16 protein-coding genes, 1 riboswitch and 1 other annotated feature are annotated in these 16,560 nt (G+C 42.9%); all 16 genes read right to left on the minus strand.

All coding sequences use genetic code 11. The features are described 5' to 3' along the window. Window positions 1–93: 93 nt before the first annotated feature. Window positions 94–840: an MFS transporter gene (locus ACFSY7_RS18400; RefSeq protein ID WP_380149085.1), complete on the minus strand. Its 747-nt coding sequence runs from the start codon at window positions 838–840 to the stop codon at window positions 94–96. A gap of 59 nt (window positions 841–899) precedes the next feature. Next, window positions 900–1,487 carry an anthranilate synthase component II gene (locus ACFSY7_RS18405; protein ID WP_139992119.1) on the minus strand — a complete coding sequence of 196 codons (588 nt, stop codon included), beginning with the start codon at window positions 1,485–1,487 and terminating at the stop codon, window positions 900–902. Beyond that, window positions 1,484–2,881 carry an anthranilate synthase component I gene (trpE, locus tag ACFSY7_RS18410; RefSeq protein ID WP_126990082.1) on the minus strand — a complete coding sequence of 466 codons (1,398 nt, stop codon included), beginning with the start codon at window positions 2,879–2,881 and terminating at the stop codon, window positions 1,484–1,486. Before trpE ends, ACFSY7_RS18405 begins: the two co-directional genes overlap by 4 nt. A 93-nt stretch (window positions 2,882–2,974) precedes the next feature. Continuing rightward, window positions 2,975–3,182: a binding site (T-box leader), on the minus strand. 41 nt (window positions 3,183–3,223) lie between these two features. Then, window positions 3,224–3,982 (minus strand): hypothetical protein, encoded by a 759-nt coding sequence (locus ACFSY7_RS18415; RefSeq protein ID WP_380149086.1) that lies wholly within the window; start codon window positions 3,980–3,982, stop codon window positions 3,224–3,226. A gap of 11 nt (window positions 3,983–3,993) precedes the next feature. Further along, complete coding sequence (locus ACFSY7_RS18420; protein WP_380149088.1) at window positions 3,994–5,478, minus strand: S8 family serine peptidase; 1,485 nt, start codon at window positions 5,476–5,478, stop codon at window positions 3,994–3,996. Window positions 5,479–5,532: 54 nt separating this feature from the next. Next, the gene (locus ACFSY7_RS18425; RefSeq protein WP_233600538.1) at window positions 5,533–6,246 is read right to left on the minus strand and encodes an ECF transporter S component; all 714 of its coding nucleotides are present in this window, start codon (window positions 6,244–6,246) and stop codon (window positions 5,533–5,535) included. Then, window positions 6,236–7,909: an ABC transporter ATP-binding protein gene (locus ACFSY7_RS18430; RefSeq protein WP_380149091.1), complete on the minus strand. Its 1,674-nt coding sequence runs from the start codon at window positions 7,907–7,909 to the stop codon at window positions 6,236–6,238. The genes ACFSY7_RS18425 and ACFSY7_RS18430 overlap by 11 nt, the downstream gene beginning before the upstream one ends. Then, window positions 7,846–8,763, minus strand: coding sequence for an energy-coupling factor transporter transmembrane component T (locus ACFSY7_RS18435; protein ID WP_380149093.1), 918 nt, complete (start codon window positions 8,761–8,763; stop codon window positions 7,846–7,848). Before ACFSY7_RS18435 ends, ACFSY7_RS18430 begins: the two co-directional genes overlap by 64 nt. A gap of 8 nt (window positions 8,764–8,771) precedes the next feature. Further along, entirely contained in the window at window positions 8,772–9,767 is a 996-nt protein-coding gene (locus ACFSY7_RS18440) for a DUF4430 domain-containing protein (protein WP_126990087.1), read from the minus strand. A 67-nt stretch (window positions 9,768–9,834) separates the two neighbouring features. Further along, entirely contained in the window at window positions 9,835–11,385 is a 1,551-nt protein-coding gene (locus ACFSY7_RS18445) for an Ig-like domain-containing protein (RefSeq protein WP_380149095.1), read from the minus strand. A gap of 108 nt (window positions 11,386–11,493) precedes the next feature. Continuing rightward, window positions 11,494–11,678: riboswitch (cobalamin riboswitch) on the minus strand. Window positions 11,679–11,804: 126 nt separating this feature from the next. Then, the gene (locus ACFSY7_RS18450; protein WP_126990089.1) at window positions 11,805–11,957 is read right to left on the minus strand and encodes a transcriptional regulator; all 153 of its coding nucleotides are present in this window, start codon (window positions 11,955–11,957) and stop codon (window positions 11,805–11,807) included. Between the two features lie 153 nt (window positions 11,958–12,110). Continuing rightward, entirely contained in the window at window positions 12,111–12,569 is a 459-nt protein-coding gene (locus ACFSY7_RS18455; RefSeq protein WP_380149097.1) for a threonine/serine exporter family protein, read from the minus strand. A 12-nt stretch (window positions 12,570–12,581) separates the two neighbouring features. Then, window positions 12,582–13,328, minus strand: a complete 747-nt coding sequence (locus ACFSY7_RS18460; protein ID WP_380149099.1) for a threonine/serine exporter family protein — start codon at window positions 13,326–13,328, stop codon at window positions 12,582–12,584. A gap of 89 nt (window positions 13,329–13,417) precedes the next feature. After that, the gene (locus ACFSY7_RS18465) at window positions 13,418–14,182 is read right to left on the minus strand and encodes an SDR family NAD(P)-dependent oxidoreductase (protein ID WP_380149101.1); all 765 of its coding nucleotides are present in this window, start codon (window positions 14,180–14,182) and stop codon (window positions 13,418–13,420) included. 22 nt (window positions 14,183–14,204) lie between these two features. Next, window positions 14,205–15,245 (minus strand): CaiB/BaiF CoA transferase family protein, encoded by a 1,041-nt coding sequence (locus ACFSY7_RS18470; protein ID WP_380149103.1) that lies wholly within the window; start codon window positions 15,243–15,245, stop codon window positions 14,205–14,207. A gap of 8 nt (window positions 15,246–15,253) precedes the next feature. Continuing rightward, window positions 15,254–16,420 carry an acyl-CoA dehydrogenase family protein gene (locus ACFSY7_RS18475; protein ID WP_126990094.1) on the minus strand — a complete coding sequence of 389 codons (1,167 nt, stop codon included), beginning with the start codon at window positions 16,418–16,420 and terminating at the stop codon, window positions 15,254–15,256. Between the last annotated feature and the right edge of the window lie 140 nt (window positions 16,421–16,560).

Consider the following 16,560-nt stretch of genomic DNA (forward strand, 5'->3'; position numbering starts at 1 on the left):
AATTAAGGCAAAATTAAAAATGAGCCCGGTACAATACCGAACTCATTTTATACAAGCTGCTTAAACAAAATAACCGTGTCTAACAATTAGGGGTCACTTCAAAATCGCTTTATGCTTTTTCATATCCTTTAGTGTTACTATAATATCGTTATAGCCTGTGAAAAATGGAATGCGCTCAACTTTTGGTTTCGGCTTATCCTTTAAGAAAAAAAATAAGGGCAATGAAAACAGTAAAAATAAGAGCGCGGTCGGAATAAATGTATCCACATTACTCCATTTAATCGAGATTGGATAGACGAGTAGCCCAATGAGGGTCCCGACACCGCCAAGTGCGACACCATAACCAGAAATAAGCGGGATTTCTTTATCATTCCCAAGGTCCGGTAGCATCGAGTCATAAAATACGAGGCTTGAATTATAAAAGAATTTAGCGAAAACATACGCAAGGACAACGAGCGCAAGACTCATCGGTACACCAAAAAGGGTACTATCAAAGCTTATCTTACCAAAGACGCCCATTAAAATCGTAAAGCCAACCGAAAATAGTGTGAAATACATCGTATAGCGTTTTTTTAATCCTGTCCGGTCAACGAGTACCCCGTAAAGCGGCGAGCAAATCACGAGTAAAATACTCGCCACCGCATTGGCGTATGAAATAAAAGTACTTGCCACCTGCTGCTTTACTTCGTCTGTGCCGAGTGTGTCATTCATATAAAATGGGAAGAAAATCGTATTAATATTCGATGAAAAAATCGTATTGGCTAAATCAAAGAGCGCCCATGCTACAATGGGCATCGATAAATAAAGCTGCATCGCTTTGCGCGGTTCTTGCTGTTGCATACTATGTCACTCCTTTCTTGGCCTAAAAAGAGGTTGCCCAAGCGGACAACCTCTTTACTTTAAACATGAACATGACGTAACTGATTTAAAAATGCTTGAATCATCGCATTGCCTTCCTCTGTACCAATCGATTCAGGGTGATACTGCATACCATAAACCGGATAGTCGCGGTGACGCAGTGCCATAATTTCATAATCGTCCGAAGCGGTTGCTGTTGCAATAAGCTCTTCTGGCATCGTTTTCGGGTCGATGACTAATGAATGATAGCGCATTACTTGTGGCGTTTCGGATGCATTCGCAAATAAATCATCGCGTGAATGAATCGTTAGCGTCGAAAACTTGCCGTGCATAATGCGCTCGGCACGGACAATTTTAGCCCCAAATGCTTGCCCGATTGACTGGTGACCGAGGCAAATGCCAAGAATCGGAAATTCCTTATACAATGAGCGAATGACTTCAAGTGTAATGCCCGCTTCGTCTGGTGTCCCTGGACCGGGTGATAAAATAATGGCTTCTGGCTGCATTGTCCGAATCGCTTCAATGGTTACTTTATCGTTTCGTACAACGACTACCTCACGCCCAAGTGCCGCTACTTGCTGGTATAAGTTATACGTAAATGAGTCGTAATTATCGATTAATAAAATCATACGTCCTGCACCTCCAATAATGCTTTTGCTTTGTTGATGGTCTCTTCGTATTCATTTATGGGAATCGAATTATAAACAACCCCAGCCCCTGCTTGAACATGGGCTTTGCCCTTTGTCACAACCATTGTACGAATCGCGAGTGCCATATCTAAATCACCCGATACAGATAAATACCCAACCGCACCGGCATACACACCTCGTTTTACAGATTCTAAGCCATTAATTAATTGCATCGCACGAATTTTCGGTGCACCTGATACCGTACCTGCTGGTAATGTCGCCTGTAAGACATCAATCGGATGCACATCCTCGCGTAATTCACCCGTTACTTCTGAAACGATATGCATGACATATTTGTAGCGCTCAATTTTCATATATTTATTAACATGAACCGAGCCAACCTTCGCAAGTCGCCCTACATCATTACGTCCTAAATCAACAAGCATACGATGCTCTGCTAGTTCCTTTTCATCTGCTAACAGCTCTCGCTCAAGCGCCTCATCCTCCGCAGTCGTTTTACCACGGCGACGTGTACCGGCAATCGGGTTTGTTGTTACAAGACGCTTGTTCACCTTCACAAGACTCTCTGGCGATGTTCCTAAAATCGTATAGCCATCAAAATCCAAATAATACATATATGGCGATGGATTACTTAGACGTAGCTTACGATACAAGCTCATTGGATTGCCATTAAACGGAGCGGAAAAACGCTGTGATAGCACAATTTGAAAAATGTCGCCGCGCTTAATATGTTCCTGTCCCTGTTTTACCATGTCACAAAAGTGTTCTTCGGTAATCGAGGAGGTAAAGGATACTTCGTCAAGTTCCTGCGGCGCAATCAGTGTTGGATGCTCGATTTGATGAATCATGCTATCAACAATATGTTCAAGCTCTGTTTTCGTTTTTCCCTCATCAAATAAGTCAATTGCAACGACCGATAACTTTTGCAGTACATGGTCAAAAACGATGAAGCGGTCGAAAAATAATAAATGCATATCTGGCATGTCGAGTTCATCCTCTAGCATCTGCCCAATTTGCTCATGGTAAAAGGCTGTCTCATACCCTACATAGCCAATGGCACCACCATAAAATGAAAAGGGTAGTTGCTGCACATTCCCCGGAATCAATTCACGAATAACATCAAATGCCGGCTTTTTTTGCAGGCTACGTGAGCCATCCGCTTCAACAACGATGACTTCGTCTGCCGTTGAAATCAACTCTTTAATGGGATTCGCAGCAACAAATGAATAACGACCGCTTTCCTCATGCTTTGCACTTGATTCAAATAAAATCTTTTTCTTGCCGTATAACGAATGATACAGTGAAATCGGTGTCACCATATCTCCCGGAATATCCTTTTGAATAAAAACTTTTTCTCTCTGCTCTACTGTCATGTGTTTCAATCCTCTCTAAACTAGCTCTCTCTGCTCGGTCATAGAGAAATCCATCCATTAAAAAAAGTCCTCTACCGCGCTCCTAAGAACGCGATAGAGGACGAATGGAATCCGCGGTACCACCTCGATTACAGCTACTCGCTGTCACTCATACATAACGGTGTACGACCGGATTTCCCTACTGTCATTCAAGAAACCACTCTGAGGCCCATTCCTAGCAGACATGCTCCTAGGCTCACACCATTCCTAGGTCGCTCTTAGTCATGCGGTTGCTCGTACTCTCCCTCATCCACGTGTTTTATATCGTGATTGTAGTCATTATACAAAACATTTTCAGATATTTCAATCTAATTTGGCATTTTCTGACTGGCGGCAAAATTTCAACATATAATGCACATAGCGACGATTCGTCGTAATTTGATGTGTCAGCGATTCAGCAATGACCTCGAAAAATTCATTACCGCGGTCCGTACCGCGTAGTTCACGCTTTGTACGACGCTCATCTGGCCAACGTCCGATAATATAATCCTCTTCCTCAAGCTCCCATGAAACATTATATAAATAACCGTTTGACGGCGCCCAGCCATATTGGTCGAGCATTTGCTTTTCGACTTCTGCCATTGAAAATGTCGTTCGTGTCTGCGCCATGCGAAAAATCATATAGCGCACGATGTCTTTAATCGAAATCAATTTTGAAAAGTAGCTACGAAATTCCTCCGGTAATAAATGGTCCGGACGCGGCGGTTTATCGCCATTTTTCGTCAGTTCATAAAAGAAGCGATCAAGGACAAGGACGATTTCATAAAAGCGGTGATAATACAGCTCCCGATACCTCGCAAGGCGTTGCTGCCCGATTTCTGTAATCGAGTAGCATACTTTTCTTCCTTCTAAATGCGAGGACATCGCGCCTTCCCCTTCTAAGTTTTTCGCAACGCGTGCGACATATTCGTATCCTACCGAGCGCCCAGGGAATGTATCTAAAAAACTAAAATACACTTCACGCGGATATTTCGGTCCTTTTTGTACTTCATATAAAAAATAAAGGGCAATCGTATCTTTAACGCTAAATCCGACTGCTTGTTGGAATGTTTTCTCTTTCACGCTATCACTCCCTAATGAATGGCCAGCTTAGCCGTTACTTTTGATGAGGAAAGACCGCTTGTGTCATAGACAACCACGCTCGCTTTATACGTTTTTTTCGTTGCGAGCTTTTTCGTTGTAAAACTAGATGTTCTCGACTTTCCTACATACTGGCCGTCTAAATAAATTTTAGCATACGCATAGTCGGGTGTGTTCTTTACATCCCAAGAAATGCGCGCTTTTTTGTTTGTAGCAACGCGAAATTGAATATTTGTTGCCTGTGTAGGAGGTGTCGTATCGACTTTCGTAATAAAAGTCGCTTCAACAGGCTCTGCCGCATCCCCTTGCGCATTTAATGCGCGCACAGATACTAACTGCACCTCATCCGCCGTTAAATTTTTCAATGTGTACGACGTTTTTTTCGTCCGGGCGATTTCCTCGTCATGCAGCGAGATAATAAGTGAATCCCATGTATCCTCTGCCGATTTCGTAAATTTTAAAATCGCTGTATGATCCGTAATACCGCTTACCTTAAAGGATGACGGTGCAAGAGAGCTTTGTGGTTCGACATATGTATAATGCGGCATACCATAGCCAAATGTCGTATCATAGCCTTCCACACCTAAATCTTTTGAGCTGGCAATCAATTTTTCTTTTAGTTGCTGCGGCGTACTATACGGATACTGCTCTTTTAATAATGCTACCATCCCTGTAATAAATGGTGTCGCAAAAGAGGTCCCACTTGCCGTATAAAGCTCGCCATTGACCGCAATGGTTGGAATATTTTCCCCAGGTGCCACAAAATCGATGCCGCTTCCATAGTTTGCAAAGGTACTACGTTTATTTTTTGCTGAAATTGACGTCACTGCAATGACTTCTTTATAGCGCGCTGGATAAGTGACGCTTTTCATTTTATTATTCCCTGCAGATGCCACAACGACGATATTTTTCGCATAGGCTTTTTTTATGACGCGATGAAGAGCTGGAATATCACTTTGAAGCCCCGATGAAATTGAAATAATATCTGCCTTGTCCGAAATGGCTTGGTCTACCGCTTCAATTAATTCTTTAACATCGCCGTCCTCAGTGCCATCTTTATATTTATACGATGCAATGGTTACCTTCGGGGCAACACTGAAAATCGAAAAATCTTCATTGTCTTTAATAGGCTTTGCGCCAATAATGCCCGCAACGCCCGTACCATGCCCCTCTTCAAATCGGTCGAGCACATCGCCTTCATTGATTTTTTTCGTATAAGGATTGTCGGTCGTAAAACTATAGCGCTCCTTAACATTTGATAATAGTTTACTGTTTTTATTAACCCCTGTATCGATAATCGCCACACGAATACCTTTACCTGAATAGCCATTGGCCCACGCCACCGGAATTGTTAATTTCTTTAGATGTTTCGTTGGTACTTCTTCTGTATAAAGCGGTTGTGCCTGCGCAACCGCTCCGAATGAAGGACCAGTTAAAACCGCACAGATTGCTGCTATCGAAATGATTCGTCGTCGCATTGCCATCCCTCCTATTAGCCTTATTATACGAAATTTACACAAAAAAAGAATCCGCTAGCGTGCAGATTCTTTCACTTTATTGCCAATTAGACCATATTTTATTTGAATACGCTCTAACTTTTCACCAATAGGTTTCGTTAACAGTAATAAAAAGACAACATTTGATACAGCGTAAGCAATTGTAAATGGTAGTGCCGTCCCAGCTGCTTGTAAATAACGCGTCCACGAAAATGCGCCATCATACGACATGACCGTCCAAATATCCATAATGAATGAGAACAATACCCCGGCGATAATGCCGTATAAAATAAGACCGATTTTTGTCTCCATTAAAGAAGTTTTACCGAGCCAACCAGCAATGTAGCCAATGATGCCCCATGTAAACATTTGAAAAGGTGTCCACGGCCCTTGCCCAAATAGCATATTTGATGCGATGGCTGACACAGCCCCGGTTAAAAAGCCCGCTTCTGGTCCCATTTTAAAACCGGTAATCGCCGTAATCGCCGTCACCGGTTTAAACGCAGGTACCCACGCAAAAGCAACGCGCCCTGCGACGGAAATGGCTGACATGACCGCGATAATCATAATTTCGCGCGCATGTGGCTTGCGGCGTTCAAATTGTAAGAAAAAGGGCACGCAAGCTAATAGCACGACGATCATCGAAATAATATTGTATTTATTATCTTTTAACAATGTTGCGCCGACTATTAGTAATAGTGGAATGGCGATAAAAATAATACTAAGTGAAACGAGTTGTTTAGCTTTCAACGAGCACACCCTCCTCATAATATTGAATGAGTTGCGATGGCGTAATCGCGTGCTCAACGACGTGACGGCTCATACGGTGCGTAGCGGTCGTATAAAAATGATTGCCGCTATAAAAGGCGACGCGGTCATCTACCGACACGATATTACCATCGAAAAATAAGGCTGCGCGATCCGCAAACTCCGCTGAAAACTCGACATCATGAGTCACGATGAAAATCGTTAAGCCTTGCGCTTTTAACTGCTGTAAAATTTCGGCGAAAACGCGTTTTGAGGCGCCATCCATACCCTTCGTTGGCTCATCTAACAATAAAATTTTTGGCTCGTTTAACAGCACTTTCGCGAGCGCGACCTTTTGCTGCTCGCCACCACTTAAATCAAAAGGATGCTGCTCAAGCACATGTTCAATTCCGAGCTGTGCGACCATCGCGGCGATTTTAGCTTGTTTTTGTGCCTCCGGTATGGTCCAAATTGACGCTAAATCTTCAAATTCCTTGCGTACGGTTTTTGCGACAAAAATCGTTTGTGGATTTTGTGGTAGCACCCCAATAAACTGACGATATAACTCTTTTTGGCGATATTTTTTAAGCACACGCCCTTCAAGTAACACCTGTCCACGATAAAGCGGCATTAAGCCAGCCATCACTTGCATTGCCGTTGATTTGCCCGAACCGTTTCCACCAAGCAACGTGAAAATTTCCCCACGCTCTAGCGTCAAATCAAATTCTTTTAAAATATCATGGCCTTTTGCTTCGTAGCGGAACCAGCCTTTTTTCACTTCTAAAATGGGGTCATGCGATACAGCTGAGTTTGGCATACGCGCCGTTCCTTGTACGAAATGCTTTGTTAGCCATGCGCGTCCTTCACGAATCGTTAGCGGAGCGTCATCTTGTAGCTGCAAGGCATGATGAATACGCAATGGCGTCGGTAAACCGAGTAGCATCGGGTGCTCGCGGTCAATTGCTTGTAGCTCACTCGCAACGGCTTTCGGTGTACCGTTGGCGATTATTTCACCTTGTTCAAGCATGACGACGCGGTCTGCAAGTGGATATACTTCTTCTAGGCGATGCTCGACTAATAAAATCGTTAAGCCGAGCTCTTTATTTAATTTTTGCAGCGTTTGAATAAATTCCGTTGCCGCAATCGGGTCTAGCTGCGATGTCGGTTCATCTAAAATTAAAACCTCTGGCTGCATGACCATAACACTAGCCAAATTAAGTAATTGTTTTTGACCACCCGATAAATGCATCGTATCCGCATGAAATAGGCCTTGGATACCAAAGAAATTCGCCATTTCCGCAACGCGTCGTCGAATCGTACTCGGCTCGACCCCTAAATTTTCGAGCCCAAATGCGAGCTCATGCCACACTTTATCGGTAACAAGTTGATTTTCTGGATTTTGTAGCACATAGCCAATTTTCTCAGCTCGCTCACGTTCGGTCAGCGAATCGAGTGCTTGATTGTTTAAGAAAATGTCCCCGCTTCGTTCGCCATGGGGTGCAAGTTCTTGTTTTAATTGTTTTAATAATGTTGTTTTCCCACAGCCTGAAACCCCACAAAAAACGACAAATTCACCTTGTTCAATTGCTAAATTCAGCTGTTTTAATGCAGGTCGTTTGGCGAGTGGATACGTGAAATCGAAATCTTTGAAGTTAATGAACGCCATTTGCGCACCTCCTGTAATTCAAGTAATAATGGTAGTAACGCTAAGACGGCGTAGCTACTATAAACGATGAGCTGTGGCCACTGCCATGAGAGCCCACTAAACGTTGGGTAAAAATAAAAATCATTCCAATCGTGCCAAGAAGCAAACAGTTGGATAGCAAAAAATGAGGCAATTAATGCAAGTAGCGAGCCATCGCGTTTCGTAAAAATAAAAATCGAAAATGTTGAACGCCCTGAAAGCCCATAGCCACGCGCCTTCATCGAATCTGCACTTTCAATGCCATTTTCAAGTGCCCATGATACTAAAATTGATAATACGCGCATCGCACTTTTAATGCGTTGCCACATGTTCCCAACACTTGGGTCCATACCAATCGCTTTTTGGGCATTCATAATTAAATGAAGTTGTTGCTTGAAACGCGGAATGAGGCGCATCGTCACCGAAATTAACAATGCAACTGCCGGTGAGATTTTACCGAATAAATAAATGAATTTATCGGTCGTCATGAGCTTGCTGAACGCATTAAACCAAAATAGTACCGCCAGTAGCATACAACTCATCGCCAAGCCATAAATGATTGCTTCAAGTGTAATTGGCTGGTAGTTGACGTAAAACAGCACGATTTCCCCGTCATGACTAATCAATGGATTGATGAGCGCTGCAATTAGCGCAAATGGCACAAACCATTTTAAAGACGCCGTAAATGCGCGTGCATCAATGGCAACATTTAGTAAAATGGCACAAATGAGTGAGATAATTAGTAACACAGGATGCATATAAAACATCGTCAATCCCGTAATGACCGCAAAATAACTAAATAATACGATTGGATGTAATGTATTTAAACTATACATAGCGCCACCTACTGATCTGCAAGGCCAATATCGCGCCCTAAATTCGTCGTATAATGCCACGTAATTTTATCGCCATCTTTTATATCATATGCTGATGCCCCGACACCAGGTGCTTTACCGTTAACGGCAAACATCCAGCCAGATAGGCTACCCGCTTGCTTTTCATAAATATGATTGATGCCTTCTACATAAACAGAACCATAGCCTGATTCCCCTTCGCCTTCATATTCGAAGTGGATGCCATGTTTTTGCAAGGCTTTTCGCGTTGCCGTCCAGGCACTATCTCCTTTTTCAATCGTGTACGTGCCTGCTTTTAAAATAATGCCGTTTGACGGAACATATTTTGTGCTTTGCAGTGCTTCAGGTAAGCGATTGAAATGCTCCTGCTGCAGCAATGTATCCACGCGTACTGACACCGTCACCGTTTCTTTTTTATCTTCTTTTTGTGGTGTTGTCGGCTTCGGTTTCGCGGTATTATCAGGCGTCGGTTGCTTCACAGGTGCAGTTGTTGCAGGCTTTTGATGTTCGCTTGTTGTTTTATCCGCTGACGTTGGCTGTTTATTAGTAGTATCGGCCGCTGAAGTAGTAGATTTTTCATCCTGTGCAGTGGCTTCTTTTGGCGTTGCCGTTTTTTCTTCTGCCGCTGGTTTCGCGTCGTTCGTTTGCTGCTCCTCTGTTTTTGCTGGCGCTGCAGGTGTAGCTACCTTATCTGTATCTTCTATAATCTTTTCTTTATCAACCTGCTTATCGATAGCTTCCTTGTCATCCGGCTTTATTTCTGCTTTATCCTTTCGTTCTTGTGCATCCTCGCTCGATTTCTGTTTGTTTGCAGCCTCTACGGGTTCTTGTTGTGCCGAACTCGTTTCATTTACTGTCGATGATGCAGTTGCAGCTTGCTCACTTTCTAAGCGCGCTTTTTCTTTTTCATATTCATCAACGGATTGCACGTTGCACGCACTAAGTAGCATCGAAGCGGCTAACATTCCTCCTAATAAGCGTTTCATCTAAAAATCCTCCTTATACGTCAAAGAGGGCGCTGGAAATTCCAGCCCCCTACAGTGACAAAACTCATTATTTTACACGTACTTTCAGCGTTTTTGATTTGTTGCCAGCCGTATCTTTTACCATTACTAACAATGCTTTTTTCGTTTGTTGCTTTGGAATTTTTACGCTGAATTTGCCTGTTGATGATGCTTTCGTGCGATATTTTTTGCCGTTTACTTGAACGATTACTGTTGCACCTTTTTCAGCTTTACCAGTCACATATTTCGTACCTGCTTTTACCGTATTCACTTTCGCCACAGCAGGTGCCGTTTTATCCGCTACTGTGACCGTTTTAACTTTTGAGGTATTGCCCGCAGCGTCTGTTACCGTCACGACTAATTTAGTGCCAGCTTTTTGCTTCGCAATCGCTAAATCGTAGCGTCCTGTGCCATCTGCTAATGTCGTTGCAAGCACTTTTTTACTAGATTTCACTGTCACCGTCGCATATTTCTCAGCTGTGCCTTTTAGCATTGTTGATTTATCCGACACTGCAGAAATCTTTGCGGCTACCGGTGCAGTTGTATCATAGTTAAATTTTGTTGCGTCCACTGCTGATAAATCATAGTATGGTGTTTGTTGTGCATATGCGGTTAGTGCTTGTGCAGCTTGTACGTTTGAGATTTGGTTCACTGTACCTTGTGCCGAGTTTTTAAACGCATGCTGTGCTTTATCATAACTTGTTAATAAGTTTGATACCGTCCATGCACCATTCGCTAACACAAACTGCTCGTGTTGCTGTGGATTAATGCCAAGTGCTAATTGCGCAATAATAAGCTGTGAAACAGATTCTGGACTATCTCCTTTTGCCCATTCACTATAGAAGCCGGCCTGGTCGCTTAATTGTGACTGCATAAATGCCAAGCCTTTTGTGATGACCTTATCTACAGCTGGTTGTGTTTTATAGGGCGCAAGTGCTGTGATCGCCATTGCCGTTGAATCGACATCGGCACCCGTTGCCCATTCACTTGATGAGCCCCATGAGAAGCCACCGTCTGAATAAGCTTTAGTTACAAGGAAGTCTACGATTGCTTCACGTGAGAAATCCGCTTCATTCGCTTTAGGCACCGCATAATCGTTGGCATCAAGCGCTGTTAATAGCCAGTAGTAATCCATTTCTAATAGCTCAAATGCCGTATCTACATCGCCTTTTGCTTTTTGTTGTTGTGCATAAGCGACCATTTTTTCGATTAAGTTAACGCCGCCTACATTCGTTGCATCCTTGCCGATGGCTGTCACCGCAAGCACAGTTGTTGCGTATTTACTAACAGCAGAAAAGCTTGCAAAATCATTTTTTGCTTCCGCTTCTACGGTTTGATAGTATGTATCGTAATAATTTTTCGCTACAGGGAAATTGGCTTTCGCTAATGTCAGTACCGAGCTCCCTAAATCGGTTGTTGGTGTTTTTGCCATCGCGTACGTAAATGCCGACGCATCATTTAATGCTGCCGTATATGATACCGCCGATGCTGTATTGCTAGCGATTGGTGTGACTTCTTGTGCTTGTGCACTCCAAGCTGGCACAGCGCTTAATGTAAGTGCTACCACAACTGAAGATGCTACCCATTTGTTTTTGAACATAAAAAAATCCTCCCCTGATTTTTTAGAATTTTCACGCAACAATTCTTAGGGAGGACAACTATATATAATAAGCCAAAAAAGCTTGCAAAACACCACTTCCCCTCGAAGTTTGTTAACGATGTAGAAGCAGGTCTCCTGGCTCGTGATCTTTTTACTCTAGCGGCTTCTCATTGCTTTATCGCAAGCAACAATGCACAAAACTATTTCATCACACATACAGTAGCGGGGCTGCGTTGGCTTTTCACCAATCTTCCCTATTATCCCAATTGGGCACTTCTACATATTCAATTGTTCTATAGTATTCCATAAAAACGTTCGGATGTAAACGCTTTTTCTAGAGAAAATAAATAAAATCGCCTAACCTCGACTTATTTTACGAATGAAATAAGTTGAGATTAGGCGAATAGAGCGGTCGTACGCTAGACGGCGACTTCACATTTTTTATGCGTATTATAGGCATGTAGTTGCTCCTCTGTTAAGTTTTTTACGTACAAATGAAAATTCATCGACTGCAGTCCATACTGTTCACAAGCCTCGCAATAAATTCGATACCCTTCACGATACATATCCATTTTTACCAATCCTCTCTGAATGTGTTAGTTGTTATATAACAAATATCTTTTATAAAAATAATATATAACAGTTTGAAACAGTCGTCAATGATATTTATCAGAAAATTTAAAAATAAATAAAAAAAGAGCCCTGCCTCTATGGCTAAGCTCTTGTCAGTTTAGTGTTTTGGCCTTTTTTAAGCGCGTCATCATTTTGCGATACATCTGTACTAATACTTCAGCGATTACAAGTCCCATTACAATTGCACCCGTAATAATGCCAGTTTTTAAGAAAAATTGTAGTGACTCATTGTATTCGTTTGCGACAACATGACGCATTGCCTCATACGCTAAGCCCCCGGGTACAAGTGGGATAATACCCCCTACAACAAAAATCAGCATCGGTGTTTTGTGTTTAAATGCTTGGTAATGGGCCACAATCGAAATAATAAATGCCCCGCAAAACGATGCGGTGACACTGTCTACTTGCTGCTGAATCATCGCGTAATAAATGAGCCACCCAATCATCCCAACGAGTCCACACGGAATGAGTGTTGATTTTGGTACGTTGAAAATAATCGCAATGCCATAGGTAGCAACAAATGCACACACAAGTTGTAAAACATAATCCATAGCAAAGTCTCCTTAAAATAAAATAAGTACAAAGGCGATACCTGAACCAATCGCTAGGGCTGTAAGAGATGCCTCTGCGCCTTTTGTGACGCCGGATACAAAATGCCCCGCCATCATGTCACGCACCGCATTGGCAATCGGGACGCCTGGTACAAGCGGCATAACCGCGCCGATAATGATTTTATCCTCTTCAAAGCCAAAGCCTATATAGAGCGCGAGTAGCGTCATTAAACCAACTGCAATGGATGCAGTAAATTCGGCAAAAAACTTCACCTTTGTAATCGCATTTACGCGTAAGCAGACCCAGTGCCCGATGCCCCCCGCAATCGCTGCGGCTGGCATATCCCAAACGGAACCCATAAAAAGAATGACGAAGCAACCACTTGCGATTGCTGCGTAAATAACTTGTGCAAGTTCTGAACGAAAAAGATTTTTATTTTCAAGCGTTTTTAATTGTTCATACGCTTCTTCAATTGATAATTGATTTGCTGTTAGTGCACGAGAAATCGTATTAATTTCAGCGATTTTTGATAAATCTGTTGCGCGTCGTGGAATTTGTGCAATACGTGTCGGGCTTTCATGACTAGCTGAAAAAATAATACCGGTTGGTGTCACAAAACTTTGTGCATCCTGATAGCCCTGTGAACGTGCCATGCGAAGCATTGTATCTTCTGCACGATACGTTTCTGCGCCGCTTTGCATGAGTAAGCGCCCTGCGAGTAAAAAGCAGTCCGCCGCAAAGACAGATGATGTATCCATCTTGTCCCTCCTTATAAAATAAAAGTAAGGAGCCAAAAAATCGCTGGCTCCTTAACATTATAGTAGTTATTTGTGGTTTTGATAACCCATTATTTTGCAGGCATACGTGTTGCTGCATCAAGACGAATGAGTTCCGCATTTAAATACGCACTCTCAATCATATATTTCACCGTAAAGGCATATTCAGAAGGATCCCCTAAACGTTTTGGATATTCTGGGATTTGGCGTAAGGAAGCAAGCGCATTTTCTGGCATTCCTTGCATCAGTGGTGTTTCAAATAATCCTGGTGCAATCGTATTAATACGAATATTTAAGCTTGCGAGGTCGCGGGCAATCGGTAAAGCCATGCTCGCAATGGCACCTTTACTTGCGCTGTATGCGGCTTGTCCCATCTGGCCATCAAATGCGGCAATCGAAGCGGTGTTAATGACAATTCCACGATCTGGATGCTCGTCCGTCGGCTCATTTTTAGCCATTTGTTCTACCGCAAGGCGCAATACATTAAATGTTCCAATTAAATTAATATCGATAATTTTCTTAAAGAAATCAAGCGACATCACGCCTTTACGACCAAATACTTTTGCGGGCGGTCCGATACCAGCACAGTTTACAGCGATATCTAAATACCCGTGCTTCGCCATAATGGCGTCAATCGCTTGTTGCACTTGCTCTTCACTCGTAACATCAACTTTGTGGAATGTGCCGCCGATTTCTGTCGCTGCTTTTTGACCATTTTCTTCGTTGACATCAAAGATTTGTACCACTGCGCCGTTATCCGCTAGCATTTTTGCTGTCGCAAATCCTAGTCCTGATGCCGCTCCTGTTACAATCGCTACCTTTTGTTCAATGTTCATTGTTCATCCCCCTATTAGCCTTCTATTTAGATTTCTCTGTAGATGTCTTAATAAAACGTAATGGTGACACAAGTTGCATATTTTCAACAAGCCCTCTTGCTTGTGCATGGGGTTGCTGTGTGGCTTCTAAAAATGTTAATACAGGCGTGATGCAGAGTTCAGGCTCATTCCTTAACATCGCTTGCCATTCCGAAAAATCATGCGCATAAATGGCCTGTGCGACCCGTTGTTTTTTCATCACATCATCGAGTTCAAACCAATCTGTAATCGCTAAAACCTCACTCAAGCGTTGCTGGAATTTTGGTTCGAGTGACCCGACTCCCACATAGCGGCCATCTTTCGTTTCATAGTAGTCATAAAAGCTACCACCATTTAACGCCTCCGCTTCTGGCTCGATCGTTTGATTAGTTGCGAGCTGCATCGGACCAAATAATGGGTGCAGTGACAACGCCGCATCGAGCATACTAATATCGACTTGCTGTCCCTTACCTGTTGTCCCGCGTTCAATGACTGCTGCAAGTAAACCGATGACCGCATGAAGCGCGCCACCTGCTATATCTGCAAGCTGTAAGCTACTCGCTACAGGTCGCTCTCCGGCTCGACGTAAACTATTGGCTACACCAGATAAGGCTAAATAATTAATATCATGCCCGGCATGTTCCGCAAGTGGTCCCGACTGCCCGTAACCAGTAATTGAGCAATAAATTAGTTCAGGAAATCGTGTACTTAGCGTCTGATAATCTAACCCGAATTTCGCCATAACGCCCGGTCGAAACTGTTCAACTACAATATCATATTCTAATAACAAATCCTCAACTTCGCGCAAGCCTTCCACTGTTTTCAAATCAAGTGTCCGCGTGTTTTTGCCACGATGTAAATAGGCGTAACTCGCAGAAACCCCGCTATCAAGTTGTGGTGAGAGTTCCTTTACAACATCTGCTTTATTTGGTGCTTCAATATGTAATACGTCTGCACCTAAATCAGCGAGTAGCATTGTCGCAAATGGCCCTGGCAATAACGTCGAAAAATCGAGTATTTTCAATCCTGCGAGTGGTCCCTGCATCGCGCCACCTACTTTCCTAAAATATCATTGGCAATAATTTGTTTCATGATTTCGGATGTACCACCATAAATTCGTTGTACACGCGCATCAACAAAGGCACGTGCAATCGGATACTCTGTCATATAGCCGTAGCCACCGAATAATTGTAGGCAGCCATCAATAACTTCACCTTGTGCCTCTGAGCACGTCAGCTTCGCCATACTTGCCGTTGCTGTATCCAGTGTATCTTGCTCAATCAACGTCATGCATTCATCGACAAAGGCGCGGTGCATACGTACTTTCGTCTGCATTTCCGCGATTTTAAAGCGTGTATTTTGGAAATCACTAATTTTTTTCTTAAATGCCTCGCGCTCCTGTACATAACGGATGGTTTGCTCCATCGCGCCTTCCATCGCACCTTGTGCACAAACAGCTAATGTTAAGCGTTCACGCGGCAACTCATTCATTAACACCGCAAAGCCTTCATTTTTAACGCCTAAAATATGCGAAGCCGGCAACACAACTTCATCAAAGAATAACTCAGACGTATCACATGAGTGTAAGCCGATTTTCTTTAAGTTTTTACCGCGTTCAAAGCCCGCAACTGTTGGGTCATCTAAAATGAATAATGATGTTCCTTTTGATGCTTTCACAGATGTATCGGTCAATGCTGCGACAATAATAAAATCGCCTAGCTGACCGTTCGTAATAAACGTTTTCGAGCCGCTAATACGGTATGAATCACTCGCTTCATCATATGTTGCGGTAGTTTTAATACCCTGTAGGTCACTCCCCGCACCGGGCTCTGTCATCGCAATGGCCCCAACTAATTCACCTGATGCAAGCTTCGGTAAATACTGTTGTTTTTGTTCTTCTGTCCCTGAGCCTAGTACATAATGGGCCACGATATTTGAGTGAACTGATAAATTAATGGCGATAGCCGTATAGCCTAGTCGTGTCAATTCATCGATCACAAGTGATGAATAACGATACGATACGCCTGTACCACCGTATTCTTCAGGGATATCGATACATAAAAGCCCCTCATCTCCTAATTTCGTCCATAAATCACGTGGTACACTGCCCGCATCTTCCCATTCTTCGTAATAAGGTGCAATATGTTTATCCGCAAATCCTTGAATCGATTTTCGGAATAATAGTAAATCATCATCTTCTTGACGTCGTTTTGTTATCATACTTCATCACTCCTTCTATGCTTGTGCTTTATATAATGCAAGAACCATGCCAACAAATAATGCCTGTTTTGCAACAAAAACTGTTCACTTTCGAGCACATTTTTGTAAAGTTGTTCACTTTTCTGTACAATATTGTAAAG

Source organism: Kurthia populi (assembly GCF_042686175.1).
Classification (GTDB): Bacteria; Bacillota; Bacilli; order Bacillales_A; family Planococcaceae; genus Kurthia; species Kurthia populi.